Below are 26,922 nucleotides of genomic sequence, written 5' to 3' on the forward strand. Positions count from 1 at the left end.
ACAAAGTCGAAAACTTTTTATTGTAAAAGTATGAAAATTGAAATAAGATAATATTAGTTACAAAGTCCTATCAAGATGTTTAGCCAAGTTAATAATGGTTATATATATAGTTACATATGCCTAAAAAGTTGTGGAACCTGAATAGATACATTGTAAAGAAGGGAGGGAAGTTATGCAAAGCTCAGTTGAAACAGACAACCACTCTATCACCCCCGCCAAGAAGCATCTCACCAATGTTATAACTTCACCTAAAAATATACATAAAATTTTTACTTTCTCCTTAAAGACATTTGAACTGATTACATATCCCGAACAAGGAAAGTATTTTGCCGGCCAAACATTCCTTGGCTTGCTTGGTAAAAATGATAAAGATCAATTCCGCAGTGCTGTCCAGCAGCTTATAGATGGGGAGCTCAATATCTCTTCGTTTTATGCCGAAATCAAAATGAGTGAGAGGTCAAGAGCATATGCAAAAATCCAGCTGCAACTCATCCAGCATAATAAACAGACCTGCTGCATAGCTTTAGTCAATGACCGATACCCAGAAAGAACCAGTGAAGAGGTTGTCTATCTGGAAGGAGTTATGGACACCGAGAGCCAGAAGGTTTTCTATAAGAGACTTCAGGATTCAATCAACCTCTCTGTTAAGACTGGAGCTTTAGTGAGTGTCCTGATACTCGACCTCGACCGCTTCAAGAATATCAATCACTCTCTTGGAAGAAGGTATGGAGATGAAATATTAAACCTCATCCCTCAACGACTGCAGGCGCACATCAGGCAAAATGATGGGGTAATCCGTTTGGAAGGGGACCAGTTTCTCTGCGTATTTAAAAACGTTCGCTCCGTTGCAGATGTGGCTCAAATTGCGGACAGGCTGCTCGAATCTTTCTGCGACCCCTTTCAGGTTGAAGGATATGAACTATTCCTTACACCGAGCATCGGGGTGAGCACGAATAACGGAGAAAATTGTGATGCAGAGTCACTGATCATGGATGCTGAAAAGGCGATGTACAAAGCGAAGGAATCCGGAGGCAATTGCTATCAATTTTATAACAAAGCGATGAACTCCAGCGTGCTTGAACGGTTGGTCCTTGAAAACCATTTAAGGAAAGCCATAGAATTTCAAGAGTTTGTTTTGTATTATCAGCCGCTGATCGATGCGAGAACCAATAAAATCACCTCGCTGGAAGCGTTGATCCGCTGGAATCATCCAACGAGAGGGATTCTGTCTCCTGCTGAATTCATACCCTTTGCAGAAGAAATCGGGTTGATTGGCCAGATTGGTGAATGGGTCATCAAGGAGGCATGCAGGCAGCTAAAGCAGTGGCATGATCTGGGCTTTACTTCCCTTTCAATGTCTGTCAATCTCTCAGCACAGCAATTCAAAGATGAACATCTTCAAGAGAAATTAATGAATATCCTAAAAGAGAATGGGCTGAGTCCAGAGTTCATCAATCTTGAAATAACGGAAACCAGCGCCATGGAATACTCGAACAAATTTAAAAATATCTTCAATAATTTTAAACACACCAAACTGAAAATCCACTTAGATGACTTTGGCGTAGGTTACTCTTCCTTGAGTTACTTAAAACAGTGGACGATCGATACCTTGAAGATCGACCGGTCCTTTATCAAAGAACTGGTCCTTGATTCGGATAACAGGGAGATTGTCACAGCAATCATTAACCTCGCCCATGCTCTTGGCATAAAGGTCATTGCTGAAGGAGTGGAGACTGAAAGTCAGCTGGAGATATTAAATTCCCTGGGCTGCGATGCGCTGCAAGGTTATTACATCAGCGTCCCTTTGGCAAAGGAAGAAATGAGCCGATATCTAGTACAGTATCAGAAAGCAAACTGAATACAAGCGACGAAAAGGTAAACTTATCGAAAGGTAAGGGCACAAAGCCGCGGGTCTAAGGTGACAGAAGTCACTATGGCAGCCGGGTTGCCGAATAGCATTAAAACCGCTATTCCACCTTGGATATAGCGGTTTTTAGTTTCAGAGATTCAACCAACTTGATATACAGCAATTCAAATCCATTAGCAGGAGGTGAGGGTTATGGAAGGCAGCACAAACTTTGTACGAAACGCTATCAAAATAAAATATGATCCGAAAAATAAAAAAACAAACTGACTTGGAGGAAATGAATGATGAAATTAAGAAAACTTCTGACAACCGCCACAGCCGCATTAATTGTCGCACCTGTATTAGCATTTGCAACCCCGGCTTCAGCCAACACGGACAGCCACACTGAGGCTCATCACCACAGCATGCAAAGAGACACTTCTTTACCATCTGTGAGCACGGGTGTATCGGTGAGAGTAGGCAATGGGACCGTGGAAGCAGGAGACCGAGGTGTTTCAGGCTCTCATGTAGATACCACTGGAAACCTTATCAAGACAATCGCATTGCCGGCGGTTAAAAAGAATTTTGCTCAGCTTGCACACAGTGTACCTCAGGTAAATGACCCAACTTATAAAGTAATCCTATTCTCTACAAAGGATACTTACCGAAATGCCTTGGCTAATGCCGGCGTCCCATCAGCGTCCATTAATAACTTAGTAGAAAACACGGGTGGCATCACGGACGGTACAAGAATTTGGATTCCAATATACGCATTCAATAATAAAGCAAACTATGTACATTATTTGGCGCATGAAATCACTCACACAGTACTCCACCAGGCAGGCCTTGAGGCAAAATTGCCTGTGTGGTTGCAGGAAGGAATTTCTGTTTATAACGGATTCACTGCACAGGCCGAGGTGGATCCAGCTGGTGCGAGGGAGTTGATGGGCAAATTTAAACAAGATTTAAGGGAACATAAAGCTGCTGGTGGAGTCTTCTCTTTACAGGCAAGTCAGGAACAATTACTGAACGCTGAATATAATGTAGAGGCACTTTATTCTATGGCCGTCAATAAATTAATCAAGCACGGAGGAGTGGAAGGAATCAACAAACTGCTGATTAATTTAAAAAGCCACGGGATCGTGACAAGCTTCCAATCTGCATACGGTCATTCCATTTATGACTTTGAATCACGCTTCTTAAGCCGCGTGAATGGTTCAAGTTATACCCTGGAACAAGACATAGTGAACTACTATGATAATACATTGGAAGTTGACTTGATTATTTTTAATCCGGGTTGGAGAGTAAGCTGGTAAATAATCTGGCGAACATACATATTCATTCCCTGTAAAGGGTCATGAATATGTATGTTTCCCTTCTTTTACAGGATGAAAATACTTCCTTGGGAAGGATGTAAGTAATTTATGAAAATAGATAACCAAAAACTATTAAGTCTTTATTTATATGTATGTCTTGGTATATTCTTCGTACTGACATATTCTTCATATCATACTCCGAGTTACATGGAGCTCCTGTCGATCATCTTACTGGCAGTTATAGCTGCGGTATTTGAGCTGCGTCCGATTTCTCTGCCAAATGGAGAGGAATTATCTTTCGTGTCCCCCCTACTTTTTATCCCCGGTGTTTTATATGGATTTTTTACGGTATCTAGTATTCTGATCATATTTTGTACAATATTGATAGCGTCTAAGCCAGCAGCACTCAAACCCATACTTTTTAATGGTGTTCAATATGCATTAGCTACTTACGTGGGTATTTGGGTTTATCAGCTGACTGGTGGAGAAATTGGATCTATTGACTTGAACAATGTTTTATCATACGGTTCTTATATTTTTTCATATCCTCTTGTAAATTTAGTTCTAGTCAATATTTTTATTTATATTAGGAACCGAACTCTTATATCTGTAGATGTAAAATCAACTCTTATCTATCTTAACCTAATGGCCTTCGCAATTTTAATCACAAAAGTGGTAGAGCTTGAAGGAATCATGGGCATCGTTCTTTTTACCGTAGTGCTATGGGGGCTTACCTCTTCCTACCGAACTTACTACAGAATGTACAACGACTTTAAACAGCTGTCGATCAAAGACGGTCTTACCAACTTATATAATCACCGCTTTTTCCAACAAAAGCTTGATGAGTTGTTGAAGTCTGATGAGAAAGTAAGTCTGTTTCTTTTAGATTTGGATTATTTCAAGGTTTACAATGATAAGTTTGGCCATCCCCAGGGAGACACTCTACTAAGGGAAGTGTCAGACCTGCTGGTCGAAACTACACCTGACGATGCCTTTGTATGCCGATATGGCGGAGAGGAGTTTGCCGTTATCCTTCCTGAAATGGAAGTGGAATACGCAAAGGATCTTGGCGAAAAAATTAGAGAATCCATTTATAATAAAGAATTCTTTGGGGCTGAAGACATGCCATTCAAACATATTACAGTCTCTCTTGGAATCTCCTCCAATCAAGAAGGTACGATCCCTAAAGGGAAACTTATCAAGGCAGCCGACCTTGCTTTATATGAAGCCAAAAAATCGCGGAATAAAGTAGTAGTGTCCGCCATGCAAAACAGCCAGGATAATGTGGTAATCGGACAATAATGTAAAGGGCACTATTTATAAGGACAACACTGAAAGCTGTGTTGTCCTTTTTTTATTTTTAGGTAAGTATAGCTATCAATCGGATAGTGACGTCCAGCCCTAGTTGTAGCCTTCGGGTCAAAAGCCAAGTCACGCGCTTTTCTTAGTTTATCAGGTAGGTTGCTGTTTTTTTGCGAAGATAAACTTGATTAAAAGTAGACCTGATGGAAGTTTTTGTATAAAATTTACTTATAACTTAAAAGGAGTGATGCTGCTTGATCATGAAAGAGCGCGATGTACCTCGGGAGCTGCAACTATTAAGGGCTTTGAAACCGAGAATGAATTTTAATGAAAGTGAAGATAGTTACTATCAATACAAAGAAAAAGGATACGAAGGAGAAGTGAAGTTTGATAAATGGGCCGAGCCGCTTAAGGAAATGATTTTTCTTAACGACGCCAACCTCAATGTCAACAACAACCACTTCCAAAGCGACTCCCTTGGTATATCCTCAGGAACCCTTCATATTTTCGAAGTCAAAAACTTCGAAGGCGACTATACCATCAAAGAAGACAAATGGTACTCCCCAAAAGGAAACCCAATCAAAAACCCCCTTCTTCAGCTCGAAAAAACCGAAACCCTCATCAACCAGCTTGTTAAGAGTATGGGCTGGCGGATTACCGTTGAACCCCACTTAGTATTTGTTAATCCCGAATTCCACCTCTATGATGTTCCTTCCGAGTTACCTATCGTTTATCCAGCCCAACTTGGCCGTTTTCGGGAAAAAATGCTTCAGCGTTGTGGTTCTAAACCGACGCGCTTGGAAATCCAATTTGCAGAGAAATTATTAACTCTTTTAATTGACGAAATGCCTTATAGCAGCTTGCCGGAGTATACGTATGGCGGGCTGCGTAAGGGTATTGTTTGTCCTGGATGTGGGGTGTTTTATGATTCTTTGCGAAAGGCATTTCATTGTGAATATTGTGGAGGCAAGGAAAGTTGTTCTGATGCTGTTTTGAGAAGTATTAAGGAACTTAAGTTGCTTTTTCCGGATGCTAAGTTAACGAAAGGAAGAGTTCATGAATGGTGTGGAATTGTAAAAGATGAGAAGACTATAGGGAGGATCCTTAAGAAAAATTTTACTCTTCATAAGCAAAGTCAAAATTCTTTTTATACTTGAATTTATTTGCTTTTATAAAATTCCTCTATTCAAGGACAGGGAGGACACCATCAAGGCATCACCGGGTCAGGGGAGAACAAATGAAGCTTTGCGTGCAACCCGCGCATGGTGTCATCGGGTCAGGAAAGAGGAAATGAAGCCCCGCGCCCAGCCTGCGCATGGTGTCATCGGGTCAGGAAAGGGAAAATGAAGCCCCGCGCCCAGCCTGCGCCTGGTGTCATCGGGTCAGGAAAGAGGAAATGTCCCCCCGCGCCCGGCTCGCGCGTGGTGTCATCGGGTCAGGAAAGAGGAAATGAAGCCCCGCGCCTGGCCTGCGCCTGGTGTCATCGGGCCAGCAAAGAGTAAATGCCCCCCGCGCCCAGCCTGCGCCTGGTGTCATCGGGTCAGTAAAGAGGAAATGAAGCCCCGCGCCCGGCCCGTGCAAGGTGTCATGGGGTCAGGAAAGAGCAAATGAAGCCCCGCCCCCGGCCCGTGCAAGGTGTCATGGGGTCAGGAAAGAGCAAATGAAGCCCCGCGCTCAGCTCCCGCATGGTGTCATCGGGTCAGGAAAGAGTAAATGAAGCCCCGCGCCTGGCCTGCGCCTGGTGTCACCGGGTCAGCAAAGAGTAAATGAAGCCCCGCGCGACACAAAATAAGAACATGATGGCAATAAAACTAGTATAAAGAGGCATCAAATAAACAGTTAGGGTAAAATGATAACCAATATCAAATCATTTTACCCCTTTAAAGCACTAAGAGGGACAGTCCCTCTTAGTGCTTTAAAGTGCTAAAGGAGGACACCATGAACTATATTTATAATTATGCTTGGGATGAAAATGAAAAGCTTCTTTGTGCAATGGAAATGCGGGCTCTTTTTGGAAAAGATTCGAACTCGAACATTCTCGAAAGCACGCTCAAGATTGAACCAAGCCGCAGTCCGTTTATTAGGGAGCGAATCGCGGTTCTCTGTGAAGGTGAAACCCTTGAGGAACTCATAGAAAACGTCAGGACCCTGCCTGCTCCGGCATCTACTTTTAAAGTCCTCTATGTAAAGGACCCTATTTTCATAGATAATGATAAAGTCAGTTTTAAAGAGAGGAGGAAGGCTGAACGAGAAATCGGCTTGAGTCTTAAAGGGAAGGCAGACCTCCATGAACCTGACATCTTGTATGGTATAAAAATGGTGAACGGTCGCTGGGTTTTCGGAGAATATGTTAAGAACGAAGCTGTTTGGCTTAAACATCAGCAGAAACCGAACAATTATTCCACTGCTTTGAGCACCCGTCTTGCCAGGGCAATCGTCAATATTGCAGTTCCGGACCCCCAAGGGAAAAAGGTCATCGATCCCTGCTGCGGTATTGGCACGGTCCTGATAGAAGCATTATCAATGGGGGTGAACATTGTTGGCAGTGACATCAACCCCCTTGTAATTCCGGGAGCCCAGGAAAATTTAGTACATTTTGGACTTCAAGGTGAGGTGGCCCTGAGGGATATAAGAGACGTAGAAGGAAAATATGATGCGGCCATCATCGACCTCCCATATAATTTATGCTCTGTTATCACCGACCAGGAGCAGCTCGACATGCTGGAAAGCGCACGCCTCTTCACGGACCGTCTGGTGATCGTCACCATTGAAAAAATCGATGGGGTTATCCAACAGGCCGGGTTTACAATCAAAGATCGCTGTGTGGTAACAAAGGGGAACTTTAAGCGGGAAATAATTTTATGCGAATAAATGGCATCTGCCGTCTGGCGGATGCTTATTTGGTAGCAGGCAAGACGGCGAAAAATGTTGGGGTTCCTGTCAATCGCTGATAATATTGAAAATCACCGATAAACTCTGACAATCGCTGTTAACATCAAAAAATCGCCGATAAACGCTCCAGAATCGCCGATAAATTGAAGAAACCGATCCAGCCACCATATAACACTTAAATAACCCCAAACTCCTACTACAACTTTCTCTCTAAAAAACAATTCCTTCGCCACTCGAATTTAAGTATAATCAGAATGTACTTAAACTTCTAAAATATTGATATTGAGGTGTCGATCTATGATCAAGCGTTTTTTCAGCTATTATCGTCCTCATAAAAAGCTGTTTTACATAGACTTTTTCTGTGCGATGCTTGTCGGGCTGTTAGAGCTTGGATTTCCGCTCGCGGTTTCCTGGTTCATTGATGAGCTGCTGCCGGATGGGAACTGGGCTCACATTACGGCTGTGAGTGCCGGGCTTTTGACTCTTTATGTCATGAGTTCTGGCATGCAGTTTGTCGTAAACTACTGGGGACACAAGCTTGGAATCAATATTGAGACCGATATGCGCCGGGAATTGTTCAACCATGTCCAGCGACAGTCATTCCGTTTTTTTGACAATACGAAAACAGGGCATATCATGAGCCGCATCACTAATGACTTGATGGATATTGGCGAGCTTGCCCACCATGGGCCGGAAGATTTCTTCATTGCCATCATGACGTTTATCGGGGCATTCTGGATCATGCTGACAATCAATGTGAAGCTGGCGCTGGTGGCCATTATCATCGTTCCGTTCCTGATTTGGCTGATTTCTTATTCCAACATTAAAATGAATGCAGCCTGGACGAAGATGTATGGCAATATTGCGGATGTAAATGCCCGGGTTGAGGATAGTGTGTCGGGAGCGCGTGTCGTCCAATCTTTTACAAATGAAGAATATGAAAAAGATCGCTTCAATAAAAATAATCAGTTTTTCCGAAAAACAAAGCTGCAGGCGTATAAGGTGATGAGCTGGAACCTGTCGGGAATTTACATCACAACCAGATTGATGACACTGGTCATCCTCGTATATGGAGCATGGCTAAGTTTCTCAGGTGAGCTTTCATATGGTGAACTAGTCGCCTTTATCCTCTATTTGAATGCCCTTTTTAAACCAATCGATAAAATCAGTGCATTGCTTGAATTGTATCCGAAAGGGATGGCCGGGTTCAGAAGGTTTTCTGAATTGATGGATGCAGAGCCGGATATTGAAAACAAACCGGATGCGATAGAGGTTACTGGCTTAAGAGGGGATATCCGTTTTAAAAATGTCAGCTTCGGTTATGAAAATAATCGGACCATCCTGAATGACATGTCATTCTCCATCGCAGCTGGAACGACGGTTGCATTTGTAGGTCCTTCGGGTGCAGGGAAGACAACGATTTGTTCATTAATTCCTCGTTTTTATGATGTGGAGTCTGGCGCAATAACCGTTGATGGTATGGACATCCGTGATATGACAAAAGAGTCTCTCCGGGCAAACATTGGAATCGTACAGCAGGATGTCTTCTTGTTTACGGGTACACTCCGCGAAAATATTGCTTATGGGAAACTGGGCGCTTCACAGGAAGAGATTGAAGAAGCTGTCCGGAAAGCGCATCTTACTGAACTTGTTGCTTCTCTGCCTGATGGATACGATACCCAAATTGGCGAAAGGGGACTCAAGCTCTCGGGTGGGCAGAAGCAGAGACTTGCGATCGCCCGTATGTTCCTTAAAGATCCTGCCATTCTAATATTGGATGAAGCTACCTCGGCGCTCGATACCGAAACCGAAGCGATCATCCAGGAAGCGTTGAATGATCTTTCGAAAGACAGAACAACGCTGATCATCGCTCACCGACTGGCAACGATCAAAAAGGCGGACCGAATCATGGTCATTACCGAAGAAGGGATCGCCGAAGACGGTACCCATGCGGAACTGCTTTCACAGGAGAATGGCCTCTTTGCCAAGCTGCATGCTCATCAGCATTAAACAAGAAACCCGTTATCCACAGGATAGCGGGTTTTACTATTCTACAAATTCCGAGGCGCCCCTGGCACGCCCTAAAGGAAGTAAAACCTGTCGTTCTACTTAACGAGGAGTGGTTTACTTCTTGTCTCTTTTCTCCAACCCCTCTATCCTGAAAAACATTTTAAAAATTCAAATATTTTGTAATATCAATCCAATTATATAGTATAATATACCTAATTACTAAAAAAAGGAAGTGATGCTTTTGTGTTTTAAGTGTGGTAATCCTCACCATAAAGGATTAAAAGTTAGTCGGAGAGACGCATTGAAATACATAGGTGCAATGGGAACAGCTTTCAGTCTGTCACCAATTGTAACGGGATTGGCTTCAGGTATTGATAGGGTAAGAGATTTAGAAACCAAGTCCCAAAAAGTGGAGCGATTAACATTTTTGCAAACGACTGATATTCATGGTCAAGTAATGACTCATCCTGAATTTTTCATGGAAGATGGTCAAATGGTTTTTAAAAAAGCTGGTGGAATGAGTAGAATCGCAAGCTATTTTAAAAAGGTTAAACAAGAGAATCCAGGAAGTGTATTTTCTGTAGATTGCGGTGATTGCTATCAAGGCTCTGCACTAGCTACATTAAGTGAAGGGAAAGCACTGGTTCCTATCATGAATAAGGTGGGATACGACCTTGCATTGCCTGGCAACTGGGAAGTATTTTACGGTCCCCAAAACATGGTGAATCTTATGGAGAGCTATACCTTCCCGGTACTATGTTCCAATATGCATTGGGGAGAAAACTATGATGATAAATCATCCATAATATTCCCTCCTTATTATATTAAGCAAATGGGTGGTGTGCGTGTTGGATTTATTGGCTACAACGATCCAAAGACAAAAAAGCGTCAAGCACCTTCCTATCATGAGGGTATAGGATTTAGTCAACCTGAAAAAACAATCCCGCTTTTAGTGAATAAGTTAAAGTTTGAACTAAAATGTGATTTAGTCATTATGTTGGCCCACTTGGGGTTAGCACAACAAGTTAATCTCGCTAAATTGGAAGAATGTGCAGGGGTTGATTTTATCCTGGGAGGCGATACTCATGAAAGGACTTATGAACCTATTTTTACAGAAAATCAAAAAGTACCAGTGGTAGAAGCAGGAGCATTTGGATCATTTGTTGGTCGGTTAGACCTTGTTTTAGAAGATAAGAAAATAAAAGATTATTCTTATAAATTAGAAGTTATAGAAGAGGATTTATACAAGGAAGACCAGGATGTAAAGACAACAGTGCACCGGGTTAGAAAACCTTATAAGTCTGAAATTGATCGGGTGATTGGTAAAACTGAAAGTTACTTATATCGTTACAGTGTATTGGAAACGCCAATGGATAATATGATTACTGACGCAATAAGAGAACAAACGGGTGTTGATATAGGAATTTCGAATGGATTTAGGTTTTGTCCTCCTATTGAACCTGGAGAGATAACTATAGATCATTTATATAGTATGCTCCCTTCTAATAATAGTTTGAAAACCGGGAAAGTCACTGGAAAACAGATCAAGGATTGGTTAGAGCAAGAATTAGAGAATGTGTTCTCAGAAGATATTACAAAGCGAGTCGGAGGTTGGGTAGTACGGTTTTCTGGAATGAAAATAACTATTCACGTTGATTCTACAAAAGGACAACGTGTTGAAAGTATCGAAATTGGCGAAAAAAGGCTGGATCTCAATCAGAACTACTCTATTTCTGCATGTGTAAAAGAAGGGGACCCGGATCATATTTTTTGTCGTATTCCTAATGTGACTGACATTAAAATACTGAATGTTACGAACTACGACGCAGTAGAAAACTTTTTATCTAAACATTCTCCAGTCAATTATGAGATCGAAGGCAGAGTAACTGCATTGGACCGTAAAGGTATTGTATTATCTCAATTACCAGGAACTGATTACGTGTTTAGATAACTTAATTTATTTGATTTTTTTCTGTGAATGGAGGTGGAAGATATGTTTAATAATATAGGAGTTCCAGGGTTAATCTTAATCTTAATTATTGCACTAGTCATTTTTGGACCAGCAAAGCTCCCTGAAATAGGAAAAGCATTTGGAAATACATTGAAAGAATTTAAAAAAGCTACTACAGATATAATGACTGATAATGAATCTGAAAAGAGTAAGGAGAAATAATAGATTTTGTTAAAAGGGATGGGGCGACCTTTCCCTTTAGTAATTAAGGAGTGTATCAATGAAAGAAAAGGATATGTATCTCATAGATCATTTAGAAGAATTAAGACGATGAATTATAATTGTTTTAGGGATATTTATTGCCTTTTTTCTTATTTCATTTGTGTTTGTAAAAGACATATATAATTGGATTGTACACAATTTAGAGTTTAAGTTATCCGTTTTAGGACCTCTGGATATTCCATGGATTTACCTTATGCTGGCAGGAGTGGCAGCCATTACGTTTACCTTACCAATATTGGGTTATCATATTTGGGCATATATAAGCCCGGCGCTTACCTCAAATGAAAGAAAAGAGAGTCTGATATATATTCCTTTATTGTTCATTTTATTTGTTACAGGCATGATGTTTGGTTATTATTTAATTTTTCCTCAGGCATTTAACTTTTTGGTCTCGTTAAATGAAGGGTCATTTCAAACCTTTTTCACAGTTGAAAAATACTTCCGGTTTCTTATTAACATGACAGTACCAGTTGCTTTTACTTTTGATTTACCCATAATCATTATGTTTCTTACAAGTATAGGTATAATAAATCCGTATAGCATTAAAAAGTTAAGAAAATTTGTTTACTTTGTATTAGTCGTTTTATCAACAATGATTACCCCACCAGATATAGTATCAGCAATTATTGTGGTTATTCCTTTGATCTTATTATTTGAGATAAGTATTTCTATATCATTCATAGTTTATAAGAGAAAGATAGCCCGTGCTAACACTGCGGCAGAGGTGTAAAGATTTATGTACACCTGTGAGCTTTTCAGCAATGAAATAGTGCTAAATAAAGAGTGATGGACAAAGTAGTTGTCCATCACTCTTTATATTACAATCCACAAGGTGTTTTTTTTACAAATCCGAGCCATGCTTGTCACTCTGCAGGCGGCTTACGATGCTTCGTCCCCTGCTCATAGCCATAAGCGATTTCGATCAGGGTTGGTTCGCTGTAAGCTCCGCCGGTAAAAGTGATTCCAACCGGTTCGCCTTCTGGTGTAAATCCTGCTGGCACGGTTATGGACGGGTAACCTGCTTTTGCAGGAATCATTGCCCCGAAGTTATTTGGAAATACAATTGCATCCAATCCATGCTCCTTCATGACGGCGTCAATTCCGTTCTTTTTGGAGAGGTATTGATCTTTTTCCAAACTCTTCAGGTAAACCGGATCTAACAGGCCTTTGGTTTCTTCTGACTCCTCCAGCACTTTTTGACCGTACTTCAAGGCAGGTTCACCAGTTTCCGTGTTAAAGCGGATGATATCGCTGAGATGACGGATGCCCACTGAAGGATCAACCGTTTTCAAGTAAGCGTTGATACCGGACTTGAACTCGTAGAGCAGGACATTGATATCCCAATCGGACCCTGTAGAAGGGATTTCAACTGAATCAATCACTTCTGCCCCTAATTCAGCGAGTCGTTCAACAGCGGCATCCATAATCGCCAATTTAGATTCATCGAGGTAGTCAAAATAAGTGCTGCGCGCAATTCCGATTCTTTTCCCTTGCAGCCCATTTCTCAACAGATGATCCGTATAGTTGGTTTCCAAAAGGGGATTAGAAGCAGTAATGGCATCGCGTTCATCCGTCCCTTGCAGTACCCCGAGTAACAAAGCAGCATCTGTCACCGTACGGGCCATTGGTCCTGCGGTGTCCTGGGTATGGGAGATAGGGATGACTCCCGTGCGGCTGATCAAGCCGACAGTCGGTTTGATGCCAACAAGCGAGTTTTGGCTTGCAGGACTTAAGATGCTTCCGGATGTTTCTGTACCGACTGAAACAACTGCAAGGTTGGCGGCGATGGCAGCTGCAGAACCGGCGCTGGAACCGCCGACCATAAAGTCAGCTCCGTACGGATTCAGGACCTGGCCGCCTCGTGAACTATAGCCGGTCGGCATCTTTTCTGCCATGAAATTGGCCCACTCCGTCAAATTTGTTTTTCCCAGGATGATGGCTCCTGCTTCACGAAGCTTTTTGACAAGAAAGGCATCTTCTTTGGCATAAGATTCTGCCAGGGCTAGTGATCCGGCACATGTATGCATGTTATCACCTGTATCAATATTATCTTTGATCACAACAGGGATCCCGTGAAGAGGTCCCCGGCTGCCCTTGGTTTTTCTTTCGTAATCAAGGGATGCGGCGATATGCAGGGCATCCGGATTAACTTCAATCAAAGAGTTGATGGAAGGGCCGGATTGATCGACATCTGCGATTCTGTCTAAATAAATCAATACGAGCTCCTGCGAAGTGATTTCGCCGGTATGTAGTTTATCAGTTAACTCATTGATGGTGGTCTCTATCAACCATTCATTCTTATATTTTTCGAGTTGAGGATTTTCCAAGATAGTCATTCCTTCCAATACATAGATAGCAAACTTCTTTTCAGTATACTATGGATGGAAGATATTTTCCTTTATATTAGCAGAATATTCTTTCAGAAATGCTGTTTTCGTATATATTGTTGCTCTCGGAAAAATCCAAAGAGCCGGATTTTTCCCTTGGAGACAAGGGCTTTTCTCTCTGAACAAGGTGAATTAGCTCTTTTCTTCCTTGTTTATCAGGCTATTTCTGTTTAATTAAGTAGATATTTTTTAAACTTTGTATTAAATAGCAACAAAGTTTACGAAAAGAGCCTTTTAAAATAAAAACTTCCCGACCATCACCTACACAAGGGTATGATCGGGAAGTGCCTTCTTAATATGGTCGTTCTACGGTTAATGTAAATGGTACGTTTGCACCGGTGTATAAGCCGACATATACATACCGTGTGCCGCCTGGGACAATGCCGGTTTCATCTGCACCTGATGTGGCAACAGAACCAATGATTTCAAAATTTTTGTTATAGAAATAGACGTCGTAGTCATAGTCATTTGTTTCTGCTGGTCCTGTCAGATTGAAGGTGTGGATTCCATCGCCGTATCCTTCAGGAAGAGTGACGACGTAGCCATCCGCTCCTTGGGATACCGGGTTCGGATTCTGAGTGACTATAAATTCATTTTCTGTGACAGCCGTAGCCGCAGAAACCCCGGCAAGGCTGCCGACACCCGTGGCTGCATTTCCAGCCAGTACACTGCCTTCAAAAATAAATGGTTCTTCTGCTTCCAGGATGCCAGGTTCAATTTTGGATTTCTCACTGAACACTTGTAATTCTGCCACTTGAATGTATCCGGCACTCTCGTCCTGAGCAGATTTGGCCACCAATTTTACAAAGTTGGCTTTTACCGGCTCCGTCAATTCGAGCTGTTTATAATGTAAGTCTGGCGCGGCAGGACGAGGTTTCGGTGTGACGAACTGATCTTCCGCCACTGTCGTCCAGTTGCTGCCATCCAATGAAGTCTGAATTTCAAAGTCCTTCAAGGTGGCAAACCTTCCTTTCGAGATATCTTTGAACGCACTAACTTGGATATGAGAAACTTTTACTGGTTTATCGCCGGCTAAATCAACTGTGAACTCAGCTCCTGTAAAACCGTCTTCCTCAGCTGCGGTTGCAAATACGCTTGCTTCTGTATCATCAATGGCCATTTTTACAGGATTGCTGTCTGATTCACTGGATACATTTACAACAGAGGCACCATTGAACATAGACGCAGCATTTGGCTCCAGCACGAAGTTTAGAGGTTTGTTTTTCCCGGATTCAACCTGTACGTTCTCGAAAGTACGTGAACCATACCCTTGGGCCTGAATGGTGATGTCATAAGTGCCGGAAATCATAGGAAGTCCGAAGCCGCCTTTTTCACTGGTAGTCACCGCGGCGCTCGTTCTGGCTTCATATTCCCCGATGATGATTCTGGCACCTTCAATTGGCTGCTTGGTAGCCGAATTAATGATCTTTCCGGCAAGCAGTCCATTTTTACTGCTGTCAGGGTGATTGAAGGCCGGAGTTGGATCGGTGTCATTTCCGCCGTCAGAGTAGGCATCAATCCCCAATCCGCGACTCGCAAACGCAGCCCATAACGTGTCGGAATGCTGACCGCCATACCGCTCAAAGTCGGCTGTAATCATAGCAGTCCTCATTTCTGTCATGGAAGGGTTCGGTGCGGAAATCGGCATAGCATCCATGACAAGCTGCTCGATGACTTCTTCGCCTTTTTCTTTGCCAATTTCATTGATAAGGGTCTGGCGGACATCCCAAAGAATAGCTGCCCAGATTTCACCGTCAGAATGTACTTCAGGTCCCACAATGTCAAATCCGATATCTCCATAATTCAGAGGAGAATCATCGAGGGCCCAGCTGCGGATTCCTCTATCCTTGTTTCCTGTGACATATTCTCCAACAACCGGCTTATCTTGAAGCCCTTTCTTGATTAAATAGTGCATGGCATACCAGTCTCCCCAGGCTTCTCCCATTGAACCTGCCTGGTGGCTGCCAAGTGATTCCCCGCCGGCGACCAATCGGTTGGACAGGGCGTGGGAATATTCATGATAAATAATACCGGCATCATAATCGCCGTCTGCATATTCACCGTGGAAAGCTCCTTGTATCGGCTCCCAAAGGAACATGCCGCTCCATGCAGGGATGCCGTCCGGCAATGTCAGCATGTAGGCATTATCACGTCCGGTATAGGTCGGAGCACCGCCGGATAAGGCACCAGCTTGAACCAATCCAAGGATGGCATCGCCTTCAGCGCCTCCTTTGCCGAAGTTGGAAGTCTGGAGATTTCCGGCTCTTTCCACCCAGCCAAGGTTGTAGAAATAATCATGAAATAAATTGTGGTGATAGAATAAGTTCGTTGCCGCACTGTTGACATCATCAGCATAGGAAGGTGGTGTTGTAGCTCCTTGTGATTTCTGCCATGAGTTCAGGAACGGGTAATAGAACTGGCCGAAAGCATTGACCGGCCGTACAACTTGGTCTGCCGGAGCCAGGAAGTTACTCCAGTTTGCATAAGTATTAGCGTTATTTCCAAGTGTCGTCACACCTGTTTTAGTTGTTGGTGATACCCATCCAAGAGGGGAGGCGGCAGGATCTCCTTTAAAAGATTTCACTACCTGCTTCCCACCCGCAGGAGCACCTGGGAAGTTTTCAAATATCTCTCCTGAAGAATCGATGATATGATTCACGAGTGAGCGCTGATAGAGCTTTTCTCCTGTCACTCCATCGATAACGACTTCATATCCCTCATCCAATTCCTCAATAAATAGCACTCTGTAAGCAGGACGGACTTCATCATTACGTATGAAGGCTGCTTTTTTTACGCGCTGCACAGTTGGAAGCACATCACCACCGTCAAATTCCTGCCAGCCATTTTTTGTTCCCAGTAATTTCGGTACTAGATTGATCGAAGGTGCTTCAAGCTGCAGGACTTTTTGAAGAGCGTCACTTTCAGACAGGGTGAAAGATTCTGCAAGTTTCTTTGAGGGGCTTAGGTTGCCGGTTACAGAGAGAATCTTGCCGTCTTTATTTACCGCGACGATTACACGGCCGCCATAAACGGATTCCAGGCCATCGAACGTCTGTTGAAATGTAACAGGCTGTAAACCTGTTCCGGGCATTTTATAATTGCGGATGACTTGTAGTGTATCTACCTCTGCCTCGGTTAAGCCAAATAAAGCGGAATTGACTTTTAGCCAGTCTCTGGCAGTGGCTTCTGCATTCATGTTAGAAGGGCCGGATAAATACCCTCCATCTTTTACAATCATGGAAGGAGTTCCGAACGTTGAGTTCCATTGAACTTTAACACCTGCACCTGAGCTGCTGATAAGCTGGTCGGCAGCCTTCAATTGCTGTTGGGTTGGCATTATTTTATTTATGACATTTCTAACATCATATAGTTTCTCAGCTGTATGATGATCAAGGAAGTTTGCAGATTCAATCGGTCCCGGGGCTTTGGTGGCCCCTGCATTTAAAGGGGAAAAGAGGGAACCGGCTAATACGGCCGTTCCTAAAATTGAAAACCATTGTTTTTTCGAGCGCATGAACATCCTCCTTATTCGTTCAAAAAATGACAGAAAATTCTGCAACATAACATTTATAGATTACATTGCATGGGAGGAAGAAGCTATAGCTGACAAACAATTTACTTAGAAATGCTTACTAATATTACCTGTAAGTCTTATCGTGAGTACTACTAAAGTTGTAGGGGGTGGAAAAGTATTGCCGGGTTTTCCTTTATTATTACGGAAATAAATAATCTATAAAATCCTGGGTATACAGAAACTATATTTACCAACAACAGGGAGGACAAAGATATGAAATGGAAAGGAAGACGAGCGAGTTCCAATGTTGAGGACCGCCGCGGGATGCGAGGTAAATCCATTGCTGCAGGGGGAGGAATTGGCGGGATTGTCCTGATTCTCCTGTTCACTCTGCTTGGGGGCGATCCAAGTGCACTGTTAAACAACTTCGGAGGGACAAGCACGCAAACAAGCCAGTCTTACCAGGGAACGGAACAGGAAGAAGAGCTCGCTGATTTTGTTTCAGTCGTATTGGCAGATACAGAGGAAGTGTGGACTGACATTTTTGAAGAGCAGGGGATGACGTATAAAGAACCCACCCTTGTCCTGTATACGGACAGTGTCCAGTCAGCATGTGGAACCTCCAGCTCTGCTGTAGGGCCATTTTACTGTCCCGGCGATCAGAAACTCTATATAGACCTGAGCTTTTATAATGAACTTCAGCAAAAATTCCAGGCACCGGGCGACTTCGCCATGGCTTATGTGATTGCCCATGAGGTCGGACATCATGTGCAGACATTGCTTGGCACCAGCGACGAAATCATGCCTCTCCGAAATCAACTGAGTGAGACAGAATTCAATAAATATCTTGTTCGGTTTGAGCTGCAGGCTGATTATTATGCAGGTGTGTGGGCGCATCATGCTCAAGGGATGAACTTGCTGGAAGAAGGGGATCTTGAAGAAGCCTTGACGGCGGCAAGTGCGGTAGGAGACGATACCATTCAAGAACGGGCAAGAGGGTATGCCGTCCCGGAAACCTTCACCCATGGAACCTCAGAGCAACGGAAAAGCTGGTTCTACAAAGGGTTCCAAAGTGGAACGATTAAAGGCGGAGATACGTTTGAGACGTTAAATCCGTGATATTTTTTTATGAAAAGCCCCGACACCGAAATAGTCCCTTAAGAATCTTCTCAAAAGTAAAACCCGCATGACATCAGTTTCATGCGGGTTTTTACAAGTTATTAACGAGCGTTCGGAAATACTCTTCTTGTCATCTCGCTGAATTCTTCAAACAACCCTTCAACAGGATCTCCGTTTTGAAGGTCGTTTCCGTAGTTATTCATCCTGTCAACAAAATCAGGGTTAGAGGATACATAGACGTTTTCGATATCCGAATCCGTATCTTTTACCATATTGGAAATCTTTTCTTCGATTTGTCTTGTTACTTCGCCTTCTGCATTATCCTCCAGCATTACTGCAACGAAAGCATTGTTCTCTGTTACGATGACATTTGCCCGCTGGACTTCTTTCATTTCCTTTACCTTTTCGGCTGCACGATCAGCAACTTCCATTCTTTGCTGCCCGTCATTGTCATTTCCGTCAAACAGGCCATTATTTTCATTATCTCCGAACATCCCATTCTCTCCGTTGTTTCCGTTACCATTAAGGTCGTTATTACCATTATTATTGTAACCGACGTTTTGAGGCTGAAGGTTATTATTGTCAGCTCCGTTGCCGCCATTCGCCATCCCGCATCCTGCCAGCAAAGCCAGCCCTGTCACAACAGTGAACATTATTTTGAGTCTTTTCATGTAAAATTCCCTCCACATCCAAATTAGATTTCAAGGATAGATTTTGCAGACAAGAAAAAAATATGCATGAGAAGGAAAATTCTATGGATTGCGAATCGGCCTGGGACCATCCTCATTTGAAACCACATACCTGATTCCCGCCCCATGGAAGCATCGAGATCAAGCTACATTGTTATGTGAATTTTTTAATACAGATAAAACACCTATTTTATGGTAAAATAAAAAATAAGACACCAGTTGTAGCTGAAGTTCTGCTGTGATGAGGTCACATGAAAAAGGAGGACTATCAATGTTGTGGTGGATTTTTGGGTTGATATTAGTGTTCTCGTTCATTGCTAATTTACTTCGTCCAAAAAAGAGGTTTGATGAAAGTGAGAACGTTATTCAAGAAGAAGAAAGAGCCAAAGCACAGAGCTGGTTTGGCGGTTGATAACAAAGGGAGGCGCAGATTCAATGCTGGATTTGCGCCTTTTATAGTACTGAGGCAATGTCAGAGGTAACCGCAAAAAAAGAGACGCCATCCTATAAAGGATCTGCGTCTCTAAACTGTTTGTTCCACCGTTCCGCTTTTTTCAGGGAAGGGAGGTCATTCAATATGTCTCCCGGTCTCACACCCGCACCGATCATGTAGTCCGTAAATTCCATGTTGACAAATTCAAAAATATAATTGAATTGCTGCACAAGCGGAAGCCCTTTGATGTTCGCGCTGCTTCCTCCTGTAATGACGACATAGGCTTTTTTCTTCGTCAGCTCTTCCTTCAGGTTGAAGCGTTCGTCACGCAAATACTGGGACCAGCGATCAAAGAAATTCTTCATCGGACCGCTCATGCCATACCAGTAAAGGGGAGTGGCAAACAACAGGACATCATGCTCTAATATGAGTCGGAGGATATTCTCATAGTCATCATTTACCGGTGAAAACCCTTCTTCTGTATGTCTCATATCCGTAATCGGCTCAATATGTTTATCTGCTAAAGTGACGATTGTATGGTCAGTTCCCTCAAGAATTTTGTTTGCCAGATACTCCGAGTTGCCGTTCTTCCTTGTACTCCCCAGCAAAGCTAAAATCTTCATCAGCATACACTCCTCTTCTTATGTAGTATATTTCAAAAAGCCTAATCTGTTTCCAATTGTTCCTGCTACTGTTTAAAAATAACATAAAATCTCTGGTATTGCCTGCTGTGAGGTTCACCAGGTTCTTGGGGAGCACCTAAAAGGTGAAGAGGGGATCTAGCTTGCAGGTTCTAAAGGACGATGAAATGAAAAGGTAAATTAAAGGCCGATAGAGAGGTTGTAAAGGACGCTAAAATAGAAAAGGGTAAAAAATACCTATTGAAAGCTTCTAAAATTAAAAAGGAATGGCTGAAAACCAGCCATCCCTATCCCATCAAATTTTCCGGGTTCAATCCAATCAACGATTCCTCAACAAACTTCCCGTCTTTACTGATCAGGACGTCATCAAAGTAGATTTCCCCTCCGCCAAATTCCGGCTTCATCATTAAAACAATGTCCCAATGGATGGAGGATTTGTTTCCATTATCCGCAACTTCATAGGCCTCACCCAAAGCGAGGTGAAGGCTTCCGTTGATTTTTTCATCAAACCCTATATCGTTCATGATGTTGTTGATATAAGGATTGACTCCCAAAGCAAATTCGCCTATGTAACGTGCTCCTTCGTCTGAATCGAGCAGGTCGTTCAGCTTTTGATTGTTGTCACTCTGGCAGTCGGTGACTTTTCCATTTTCAAAGGTGAGTTGGATATTGTTAAATGTTTGGCCGGCATAGATCGATTTAGTGTTGAAGGTGATACGGCCATTTACCGAATCCTTGACAGGAGCTGTAAAAACTTCACCGTCCGGTAGGTTCAGTTTGCCGTCGCATTTTATTGCTGGCATGTCTTTGATGGAAAAGTGAAGGTCGGTGCCTTGCGCGAGGATCCGGACTTTTTCTGTTCTATTCATAAGAGCAACGAGTGCATCCATGGATTTGGACATTTTACTGTAATCCATTGTGCACGTCTCATAAAGAAAGTCTGCATAAGCTTCCGTACTCATTTCAGCCAATTGTGCGTAAGCTTTGGTCGGTACATTGAACAGTACCCATTTCTTTTTCAGCTGTTCATCACTGACCGGCTTATAGGTCTGGCGGTAAGTGTTCTTTTTATCAGAGGGGATATCGGCAAACTCCGAAATATTATTTTCGCCTAGGATGAGGATTATGGAATCCATTTCTTTCATTTGAGCCAATTTCAGTTTTGCGTCTGTTTCAAACTGTTCTTTAGTGCCGGAAAGCATCATTTTGCGATTGATCCGATAATCGGTCTGTTCGACAAACACTTGTCCTCCCGCTTTGAAAACAGCATCCATAAACGGGGCGATATAATCGTAATCATGAACATCCAAAGCTTCAATCAAAACTTTTTGCCCCTTTTGGACATTCAGCGAGTACTGAACAACGGTTTCTGCAAGCGTATGTATTCTAGAATCCATATTAAATAACCCCCTATTAGAATATTGACAGGGACCACCCGGCTGTGAGTCTGGAAAAGTTCAGGTGATATGTAAAATAAATACTGCATACTCATCCATTCTAGCACATTCCTGCTCGGGAAAATTTTCTGTTTGTATTCTTCATCTTCAAAAAAACGCTTTTTTGTATAGTTTGGTGCTTTCGGAAAAATCCAAAAGGCTGGATTCTCCCTATGGGTACAAGGGATTTTCTCTCTGAATAGGGGGATAGCTCTTTTCTTTCTTGCTTAACAGGATGATTTTTGTAAATCATGGCTTTATTTCTTGAACTTCATATTTAAATAGCAACAAAGTTTTAGAAAAGAGCAAAAAAACACCCTGATGGTGGTCAGGGTGTCCTATCTTTTCTTTAATTCTTCTTCAAAGAAAAATGTACCTGGATATTCTTTCACGATGTAAGAGTATCTTTTCATGTTTTTGACGTATTGGGATTTGAGGATTGTTACAGGTTCCTCCGATGATTTAATGCTGACTTCTTCACCGACGCTGAATAGACACTTTCCCATATTCTCACCCTTTCTGGGATTAATGTTATGACCAATGGATTGAGGAATAAAGAAATAAAGAAGGCAAGCCTGGTTGCTTGCCTTTGTCCATTTCATGGTACATCTATAAGATTAACCGCGTCTTCCGCCTCGGCCGCCGCGCTTACCTTCAGTGTTGCGTTTCAAAGATGACAGGTTCTCTTCGCTGGATTTCAGGAACTTAGCCATTTTATCCTCGAAAGACTCCTTAGGCTTGAAGTTTCCTTTAGAACGGAAATCCTTATTCGGTCTGCTGTCTCTTCCTTGGCGGGGAGGACGTTTAGTGAAAGAAGATCCTTCTGGTTTATCCACTGCTTTTTTGATTGACAAGGCAATTTTGCCCGCATTCTCACTAATTACCTTAACCTCAACTTCATCGCCTACTTTAAGATGGTCATTAACATCTTTAACGTAGCTGTCCGCCACCTCACTGATATGCACGAGACCGGTTGAGCCTTCGGGTAATTCCACGAATGCCCCGAAATTAGTGATACCAGTTACTTTACCTTTAACCTTGCTGCCTATTTCGATTGCCAAAAAAAGTTCCCCCTTAATAATTGTAACAACGCTTTATTATAACAAATATACAGCAGAATATCTAATGGTGATTCATGCCTTTAGTATCAGTAAATGCTCTGAGCAGATATCGGCTGTATGTCCGTTTGAAAAGAAAGTCCATTTGAACTAATTTTAGCCAGTTTTCAGCAAATTTAACCATTTCAGTTGTTTCCAAAAAATGAGGTGCCGTGCGTGCGGAGCGCATGTCCTCATTTAAGTGGTTTAGATGAAATGAAGTACCGCGCGTGCGGGGCGCATGTCGTCATTTGAGAGGTTTAGATGAAGTGAAGTACCGCGCGTGCGGGGCGCATGTCGTCATTTGCCTGGTTTAAATGAAATGAAGTACCGCGCGTGCGGGGCGCATGTCGTCATTTGAGTGGTTTAGGAGAAATGAAGTACCGCGCTTGTGGAGCGCATGTCGTCATTTGAGAGGTTTAGATGAAATGAAGTACCGCGCGTGCGGAGCGCAGGGTGTCATTCGCTCAGTCCACTCGAAATGAAATACCGCGTCTTAGTTCCCCCTTAATAATCACAAGGGCTCCTGATGTCTAAGAGAAATTGAATTTGAGCATTAACTGAGCATTTTTCAGTAGGCTGTATTCGTATAGATTGTTGCTTTCGCAAAAATCCAAATGGACGGATTTTTCCCTCGGGTACAAGGGCATGTCTGACTGACAAGGGTGATTAGCTCTTTTCTTTCTTGCTTACCAAAGCAAGTTTTGGGCATTAAGGCATATCTCTTGAACTTAAATAGCAACAAAGTGTTAGAAAAGAGTTTCTGGCCCTATGAATAACCACTCCCCCGGTTCCCAGGTCGTTTCCCCTCAAAGAAGGATTTTCACGGAGTTATATGGAACTACTAAAGAGAAAAATACTATAGTGAAGAAGAACCGGTATGAATATCAGGTGTTCAGAAATGAGAGATGTGCCTGGACTTGTTAAACTCCTGGAGGCTTATGACCTGCATGGTTTGGAGAAATCGAAACAACTGAAGGGGACACAAAACAAATTCCACTGGCCGATATGGAGGCGCACACTTGTGTGGTGATGGAATGGGGGAGAGTCATTGGATTTGCAGCTGTAACGGCAAGCGGTGGGGCTGCCTATCCATCGCTCGTAATGTCACACCCTGAATACCAACCTAAAGGGCTTGAAGATCTGAACCTCGATTCAGAAAAGGAACCGCTGCAGCGAAAGTTCATGAAAAGGCCGGCATGAAAGTGAATAGGCATTTTACCCGTTTTGATAAGAAGATAACTTAACGGGCTTCTCGATGTTTGGCAGAGGAAAAAAGGAGGAGTATTCTCATTTCCATATCAGCCCTTGCCTGGTAAATGGACGGGATGTTGCTAGAAGTAGCATTCTCCTCAAGGTGAAAGGGAAAGTGATTTTTTCTCTGCCAAAGGAAGAGTGATTATAAATGCTGTTCCTTTACCTTCCTCACTCTCAATATTGATGGACCCATTGTGGTTCTGGATAATATTGAATGAAACCATCATCCCGAGCCCTGTGCCCTGCTTTTTGCTTGTGAAAAAAGATTTCCCGATATTGTTCAGTTGATCTTTAGGGATGCCGACACCATTGTCAATGATATGGATACCCACATTATCATCATTTTGGGTGATGTGGACTTTGATTTTTCCATTGGTCATTATGGCTTCGATTCCATTCTTAATGATGTTCAGCAGGACTTGCTTCAGTTGAGTTTTACTGCCGATTACTTCTATTTCAAGATTTTGTTCATGAAATAATTCCACTTGGATATTTTGTTTGAACGCTTCGGCACCGCAGAAATTGATGACTTCCACGACGATATCGGTAAGGTTTTGTCTGGTCAATGGATGTTCTGCAGGCTTGGAGAAATGAAGCAATTCATTTGCTATGTCTTCTATCTCCTTCAGCTCCTGCAGGACAATATCAATATATTCCGGTTTTGGATGGCTTTTCATCAGCTGAAGGAAGCCCTTCATCGCCGTCAAGGGATTGCGGATTTCATGGACCATGCCGGAAGCGAATTCCCCGATGAGTGAAAGCTTTTCGGATTGCCTAAGCAGCTCTTCATGTTTTTTGATATCTGATAAATCACGTATAAGGACCTGAACAAGGATCTCACTCTGGTGGATGAAGGGAGCTGCCATGATCTCCGTCTCTATTATACGGCCGTCTGCACAGATCATCTCTTGATTATGTATTGGGAAAATCTCCGCATGCCTGCCCTTGAGCAGGCGTACAAATTCTTCTTCAAGACAGGAGGGATGCATATAGTTAAAAATGTTTTCGCCGAGAATATCTTTATGACTTTTAAAGTCCAGAAGGTCAATGAACCCCTGGCTGGCGTAACAAATAGTTCCTGACCGTAATATGACTTTTGCCTCAAGGCAATTATCAATTGAACGGGAAAAATTAATATGGTTGGTCATTATATCCCCTCCCCCTATATTTTACCATATAGAGAGGAGAAGGAATGATTAACATAAGTGGCAAAAAAGCCACATGATTAGAACCCTTATATATGAGACAATGAAAAAATGTGGCAAACAAGCCACTTGTTCTATTGGGTTGAAAGGTTGTTGTAAAATGACAAAACGAAAATGGTTGATCACTTTAAGAAAAGAAAGGAAATTTACACAGCAGCAAGTTGCTGATAAAGCATTTATTGATCGTTCGTATTATGCACAAATTGAAAAAGGAGAGCGCAAGCCCAGTGAAGATGTTGCAAAAAAAATAGCCAACATCCTGGAATTTCATTTCTCCGCGTTTTCAATGGACGAAAATCCTTTCCTATTCTCGCTGAATAATTCCCCTATGATTCTGGCTCATTGTGACAGCAGGCTGAAATATACGTGGATTTATAATCCGCATTTTGACTTTGACCCGGGAGACGTCATTGGAAAAACCGATACAGAAATCGATGATAATGAGGGGACGCGTGCCATGGAAAGGTTAAAGAAGGATGTCTTGAACCTTAAGGCACCTGTCAGAAGGAAAATCTGTTTCCCTTTATCCAATGGTTCAATCTATTATGATGTTTTTGCTCAGCCGTTAATGAACGAAGAGAACCAGATTATTGGAGTGGCGACCTCTTCTACAGAATTGGAATAGCATACCTTCTCGATGAGGAAGGTATGCCTTTTTATGTTGTAGTACTGATCCAAGATTGAAGTATAGATGTCAGCATATTTTTATTGTGGTTAAACTGCTTCATCCGGTGTCCGTTCGCTCCTGAGGGATGGGGGAAACCTGATAAGTATGTGTGTCGAGGGAGCTTCTTTTCTTCTTGAAGCTTTTCAAAGACTGCTTCCACTGTTTTGCCGAGTGGAATAATCAGGGCGTAAGGCTCAATTTGTTCCAGCTCTTCTCTAAAGGACTGATAGGCATAATAACTAAGTAAATCAGATTGATCAATTTTGGGTCTGTGGCCTGTATAATTTTTTCCGTGAATGAACACAGGGTACTTGATGACAGAAGTAGTATGCAATAGCGGCCTGTTTTCCTTAAATAAGGAGAAAGAACTCTCGATGTTGAACAGTTCCGGCAGCCCCAGTTGATCCAGCATATCAGTGAGGTTCTTTCTGATGGAACCCGAAAACCCTGCAGCTATCTTTGCTGCTTCTAAGATTTGTTTATGACTGTGATCCTCTTCAATCCCTTTTATTACCTGCTCATATGCGGTTTTTAATTGTGTCCAGCCCGGAGTGATGCCGACCATCACCACTTTTGCATGGGTATTTATGTACTCGTTATGAGGAGAATAGTACATTTCCAATTCCCCGGCCCTTTCAATAAGGAACCTTTCCGTAAGCATTTCCTCTTTCGTCAATGGAAGAGTCAGCGAGCGGATTGCAGGTAAGAAAGAAGAAAGTATCGATTCCAATTCCGAATCCTCCTTTTTAAAAAAAATGCATTATTAACTGTTCATTATCATCATACTACTATATCTATTTGAGGTAACGCACACAAACGTGTACGACCTTATTCGGTAGTTTGGCAATTAATAGAAGGAAGAAGAATCCGATAACGGT

At 42.6% G+C, this 26,922-nt stretch carries 22 protein-coding genes and 1 riboswitch; of the genes, 13 read left to right on the forward strand and 9 right to left on the reverse strand.

The window, feature by feature from the left end; translation table 11 throughout:
- The first annotated feature begins 172 nt into the window (after positions 1–172).
- The 9 genes from V1502_RS03070 to tatC all read left to right on the forward strand — a co-directional run bounded on the left by V1502_RS03070 (position 173) and on the right by tatC (position 12,329).
- Positions 173–1,858 (forward strand): putative bifunctional diguanylate cyclase/phosphodiesterase, encoded by a 1,686-nt coding sequence (locus tag V1502_RS03070; RefSeq protein ID WP_409252927.1) that lies wholly within the window; start codon positions 173–175, stop codon positions 1,856–1,858.
- Between the two features lie 6 nt (positions 1,859–1,864).
- Positions 1,865–1,953, forward strand: a riboswitch (cyclic di-GMP riboswitch).
- 195 nt (positions 1,954–2,148) lie between these two features.
- Positions 2,149–3,162, forward strand: coding sequence for a hypothetical protein (locus V1502_RS03075; RefSeq protein ID WP_409252928.1), 1,014 nt, complete (start codon positions 2,149–2,151; stop codon positions 3,160–3,162).
- A 108-nt stretch (positions 3,163–3,270) separates the two neighbouring features.
- Positions 3,271–4,464, forward strand: coding sequence for a GGDEF domain-containing protein (locus V1502_RS03080; RefSeq protein ID WP_409252929.1), 1,194 nt, complete (start codon positions 3,271–3,273; stop codon positions 4,462–4,464).
- A 260-nt stretch (positions 4,465–4,724) separates the two neighbouring features.
- On the forward strand, positions 4,725–5,621 hold the full coding sequence (locus tag V1502_RS03085) for a nuclease-related domain-containing protein (RefSeq protein WP_409254272.1): 897 nt from the start codon (positions 4,725–4,727) through the stop codon (positions 5,619–5,621).
- 781 nt (positions 5,622–6,402) lie between these two features.
- Positions 6,403–7,335, forward strand: a complete 933-nt coding sequence (locus V1502_RS03090) for a DNA methyltransferase (RefSeq protein WP_409252930.1) — start codon at positions 6,403–6,405, stop codon at positions 7,333–7,335.
- Between the two features lie 318 nt (positions 7,336–7,653).
- Positions 7,654–9,366, forward strand: coding sequence for an ABC transporter ATP-binding protein (locus V1502_RS03095; RefSeq protein ID WP_409252931.1), 1,713 nt, complete (start codon positions 7,654–7,656; stop codon positions 9,364–9,366).
- A gap of 301 nt (positions 9,367–9,667) precedes the next feature.
- Positions 9,668–11,317, forward strand: a complete 1,650-nt coding sequence (locus V1502_RS03100) for a bifunctional metallophosphatase/5'-nucleotidase (protein ID WP_409252932.1) — start codon at positions 9,668–9,670, stop codon at positions 11,315–11,317.
- A 42-nt stretch (positions 11,318–11,359) separates the two neighbouring features.
- On the forward strand, positions 11,360–11,539 hold the full coding sequence (gene tatA, locus V1502_RS03105) for a twin-arginine translocase TatA/TatE family subunit (protein WP_409252933.1): 180 nt from the start codon (positions 11,360–11,362) through the stop codon (positions 11,537–11,539).
- A gap of 118 nt (positions 11,540–11,657) precedes the next feature.
- Positions 11,658–12,329 (forward strand): twin-arginine translocase subunit TatC, encoded by a 672-nt coding sequence (gene tatC, locus V1502_RS03110; RefSeq protein WP_409254273.1) that lies wholly within the window; start codon positions 11,658–11,660, stop codon positions 12,327–12,329.
- A gap of 133 nt (positions 12,330–12,462) precedes the next feature.
- On the opposite strand, the gene V1502_RS03115 is transcribed toward tatC, so the two are convergent.
- Both V1502_RS03115 and V1502_RS03120 read right to left on the reverse strand, forming a co-directional pair.
- The gene (locus V1502_RS03115; RefSeq protein WP_409252934.1) at positions 12,463–13,926 is read right to left on the reverse strand and encodes an amidase; all 1,464 of its coding nucleotides are present in this window, start codon (positions 13,924–13,926) and stop codon (positions 12,463–12,465) included.
- Positions 13,927–14,278: 352 nt separating this feature from the next.
- Positions 14,279–17,500: a M36 family metallopeptidase gene (locus V1502_RS03120; protein ID WP_409252935.1), complete on the reverse strand. Its 3,222-nt coding sequence runs from the start codon at positions 17,498–17,500 to the stop codon at positions 14,279–14,281.
- A gap of 273 nt (positions 17,501–17,773) precedes the next feature.
- On the opposite strand from V1502_RS03120, the gene V1502_RS03125 reads away from it, so the two are divergent.
- Positions 17,774–18,619 carry a neutral zinc metallopeptidase gene (locus tag V1502_RS03125; RefSeq protein ID WP_409252936.1) on the forward strand — a complete coding sequence of 282 codons (846 nt, stop codon included), beginning with the start codon at positions 17,774–17,776 and terminating at the stop codon, positions 18,617–18,619.
- 101 nt (positions 18,620–18,720) lie between these two features.
- On the opposite strand, the gene V1502_RS03130 is transcribed toward V1502_RS03125, so the two are convergent.
- Entirely contained in the window at positions 18,721–19,290 is a 570-nt protein-coding gene (locus V1502_RS03130; protein WP_409252937.1) for a YhcN/YlaJ family sporulation lipoprotein, read from the reverse strand.
- 289 nt (positions 19,291–19,579) lie between these two features.
- On the opposite strand from V1502_RS03130, the gene V1502_RS03135 reads away from it, so the two are divergent.
- Positions 19,580–19,720 (forward strand): hypothetical protein, encoded by a 141-nt coding sequence (locus tag V1502_RS03135; RefSeq protein ID WP_409252938.1) that lies wholly within the window; start codon positions 19,580–19,582, stop codon positions 19,718–19,720.
- Positions 19,721–19,812: 92 nt separating this feature from the next.
- Here the strand turns inward: V1502_RS03135 and V1502_RS03140 are convergent, their stop codons facing one another.
- The 4 genes from V1502_RS03140 to V1502_RS03155 all read right to left on the reverse strand — a co-directional run bounded on the left by V1502_RS03140 (position 19,813) and on the right by V1502_RS03155 (position 22,879).
- Complete coding sequence (locus tag V1502_RS03140) at positions 19,813–20,364, reverse strand: flavodoxin family protein (protein ID WP_409252939.1); 552 nt, start codon at positions 20,362–20,364, stop codon at positions 19,813–19,815.
- Positions 20,365–20,669: 305 nt separating this feature from the next.
- Entirely contained in the window at positions 20,670–21,779 is a 1,110-nt protein-coding gene (locus V1502_RS03145) for an aminopeptidase (RefSeq protein WP_409252940.1), read from the reverse strand.
- Between the two features lie 377 nt (positions 21,780–22,156).
- A complete protein-coding gene (locus V1502_RS03150; RefSeq protein WP_409252941.1) occupies positions 22,157–22,324 on the reverse strand; it encodes a hypothetical protein in 168 nt (55 codons plus the stop codon).
- 111 nt (positions 22,325–22,435) lie between these two features.
- Positions 22,436–22,879, reverse strand: a complete 444-nt coding sequence (locus V1502_RS03155) for a S1 domain-containing RNA-binding protein (RefSeq protein ID WP_409252942.1) — start codon at positions 22,877–22,879, stop codon at positions 22,436–22,438.
- 1,062 nt (positions 22,880–23,941) lie between these two features.
- Between V1502_RS03155 and V1502_RS03160 the strand changes: the two genes are divergently transcribed.
- The gene (locus tag V1502_RS03160) at positions 23,942–24,118 is read left to right on the forward strand and encodes a hypothetical protein (RefSeq protein WP_409252943.1); all 177 of its coding nucleotides are present in this window, start codon (positions 23,942–23,944) and stop codon (positions 24,116–24,118) included.
- Positions 24,119–24,267: 149 nt separating this feature from the next.
- On the opposite strand, the gene V1502_RS03165 is transcribed toward V1502_RS03160, so the two are convergent.
- Positions 24,268–25,320 carry an ATP-binding protein gene (locus tag V1502_RS03165; protein ID WP_409252944.1) on the reverse strand — a complete coding sequence of 351 codons (1,053 nt, stop codon included), beginning with the start codon at positions 25,318–25,320 and terminating at the stop codon, positions 24,268–24,270.
- A 157-nt stretch (positions 25,321–25,477) separates the two neighbouring features.
- On the opposite strand from V1502_RS03165, the gene V1502_RS03170 reads away from it, so the two are divergent.
- Positions 25,478–26,002 carry a helix-turn-helix domain-containing protein gene (locus V1502_RS03170; RefSeq protein WP_409252945.1) on the forward strand — a complete coding sequence of 175 codons (525 nt, stop codon included), beginning with the start codon at positions 25,478–25,480 and terminating at the stop codon, positions 26,000–26,002.
- A 31-nt stretch (positions 26,003–26,033) separates the two neighbouring features.
- Here the strand turns inward: V1502_RS03170 and V1502_RS03175 are convergent, their stop codons facing one another.
- Positions 26,034–26,774 carry a hypothetical protein gene (locus tag V1502_RS03175; RefSeq protein ID WP_409252946.1) on the reverse strand — a complete coding sequence of 247 codons (741 nt, stop codon included), beginning with the start codon at positions 26,772–26,774 and terminating at the stop codon, positions 26,034–26,036.
- Positions 26,775–26,922 lie beyond the last annotated feature (148 nt).

Source organism: Rossellomorea sedimentorum, assembly GCF_046237645.1.
Taxonomy (GTDB): Bacteria; Bacillota; Bacilli; order Bacillales; family Bacillaceae_B; genus Rossellomorea; species Rossellomorea sedimentorum.

What these genes read in the sequence shown, in the direction of transcription:
- V1502_RS03070 (WP_409252927.1), top strand. Translation starts at nt 173, where the DNA reads ATGCAAAGCTCAGTTGAAACAGACAACCACTCTATCACCCCCGCCAAG.
- V1502_RS03080 (WP_409252929.1), top strand. Translation starts at nt 3,271, where the DNA reads ATGAAAATAGATAACCAAAAACTATTAAGTCTTTATTTATATGTATGT.
- V1502_RS03095 (WP_409252931.1), top strand. Translation starts at nt 7,654, where the DNA reads ATGATCAAGCGTTTTTTCAGCTATTATCGTCCTCATAAAAAGCTGTTT.
- V1502_RS03075 (WP_409252928.1), top strand. Translation starts at nt 2,149, where the DNA reads ATGATGAAATTAAGAAAACTTCTGACAACCGCCACAGCCGCATTAATT.
- V1502_RS03140 (WP_409252939.1), bottom strand. Translation starts at nt 20,364, where the DNA reads ATGAAGATTTTAGCTTTGCTGGGGAGTACAAGGAAGAACGGCAACTCG.
- tatA (WP_409252933.1), top strand. Translation starts at nt 11,360, where the DNA reads ATGTTTAATAATATAGGAGTTCCAGGGTTAATCTTAATCTTAATTATT.
- V1502_RS03135 (WP_409252938.1), top strand. Translation starts at nt 19,580, where the DNA reads ATGTTGTGGTGGATTTTTGGGTTGATATTAGTGTTCTCGTTCATTGCT.
- V1502_RS03120 (WP_409252935.1), bottom strand. Translation starts at nt 17,500, where the DNA reads ATGCGCTCGAAAAAACAATGGTTTTCAATTTTAGGAACGGCCGTATTA.
- V1502_RS03130 (WP_409252937.1), bottom strand. Translation starts at nt 19,290, where the DNA reads ATGAAAAGACTCAAAATAATGTTCACTGTTGTGACAGGGCTGGCTTTG.
- V1502_RS03165 (WP_409252944.1), bottom strand. Translation starts at nt 25,320, where the DNA reads ATGACCAACCATATTAATTTTTCCCGTTCAATTGATAATTGCCTTGAG.
- V1502_RS03085 (WP_409254272.1), top strand. Translation starts at nt 4,725, where the DNA reads ATGAAAGAGCGCGATGTACCTCGGGAGCTGCAACTATTAAGGGCTTTG.
- V1502_RS03170 (WP_409252945.1), top strand. Translation starts at nt 25,478, where the DNA reads ATGACAAAACGAAAATGGTTGATCACTTTAAGAAAAGAAAGGAAATTT.
- V1502_RS03090 (WP_409252930.1), top strand. Translation starts at nt 6,403, where the DNA reads ATGAACTATATTTATAATTATGCTTGGGATGAAAATGAAAAGCTTCTT.
- V1502_RS03145 (WP_409252940.1), bottom strand. Translation starts at nt 21,779, where the DNA reads ATGGATTCTAGAATACATACGCTTGCAGAAACCGTTGTTCAGTACTCG.
- V1502_RS03150 (WP_409252941.1), bottom strand. Translation starts at nt 22,324, where the DNA reads ATGGGAAAGTGTCTATTCAGCGTCGGTGAAGAAGTCAGCATTAAATCA.
- V1502_RS03125 (WP_409252936.1), top strand. Translation starts at nt 17,774, where the DNA reads ATGAAATGGAAAGGAAGACGAGCGAGTTCCAATGTTGAGGACCGCCGC.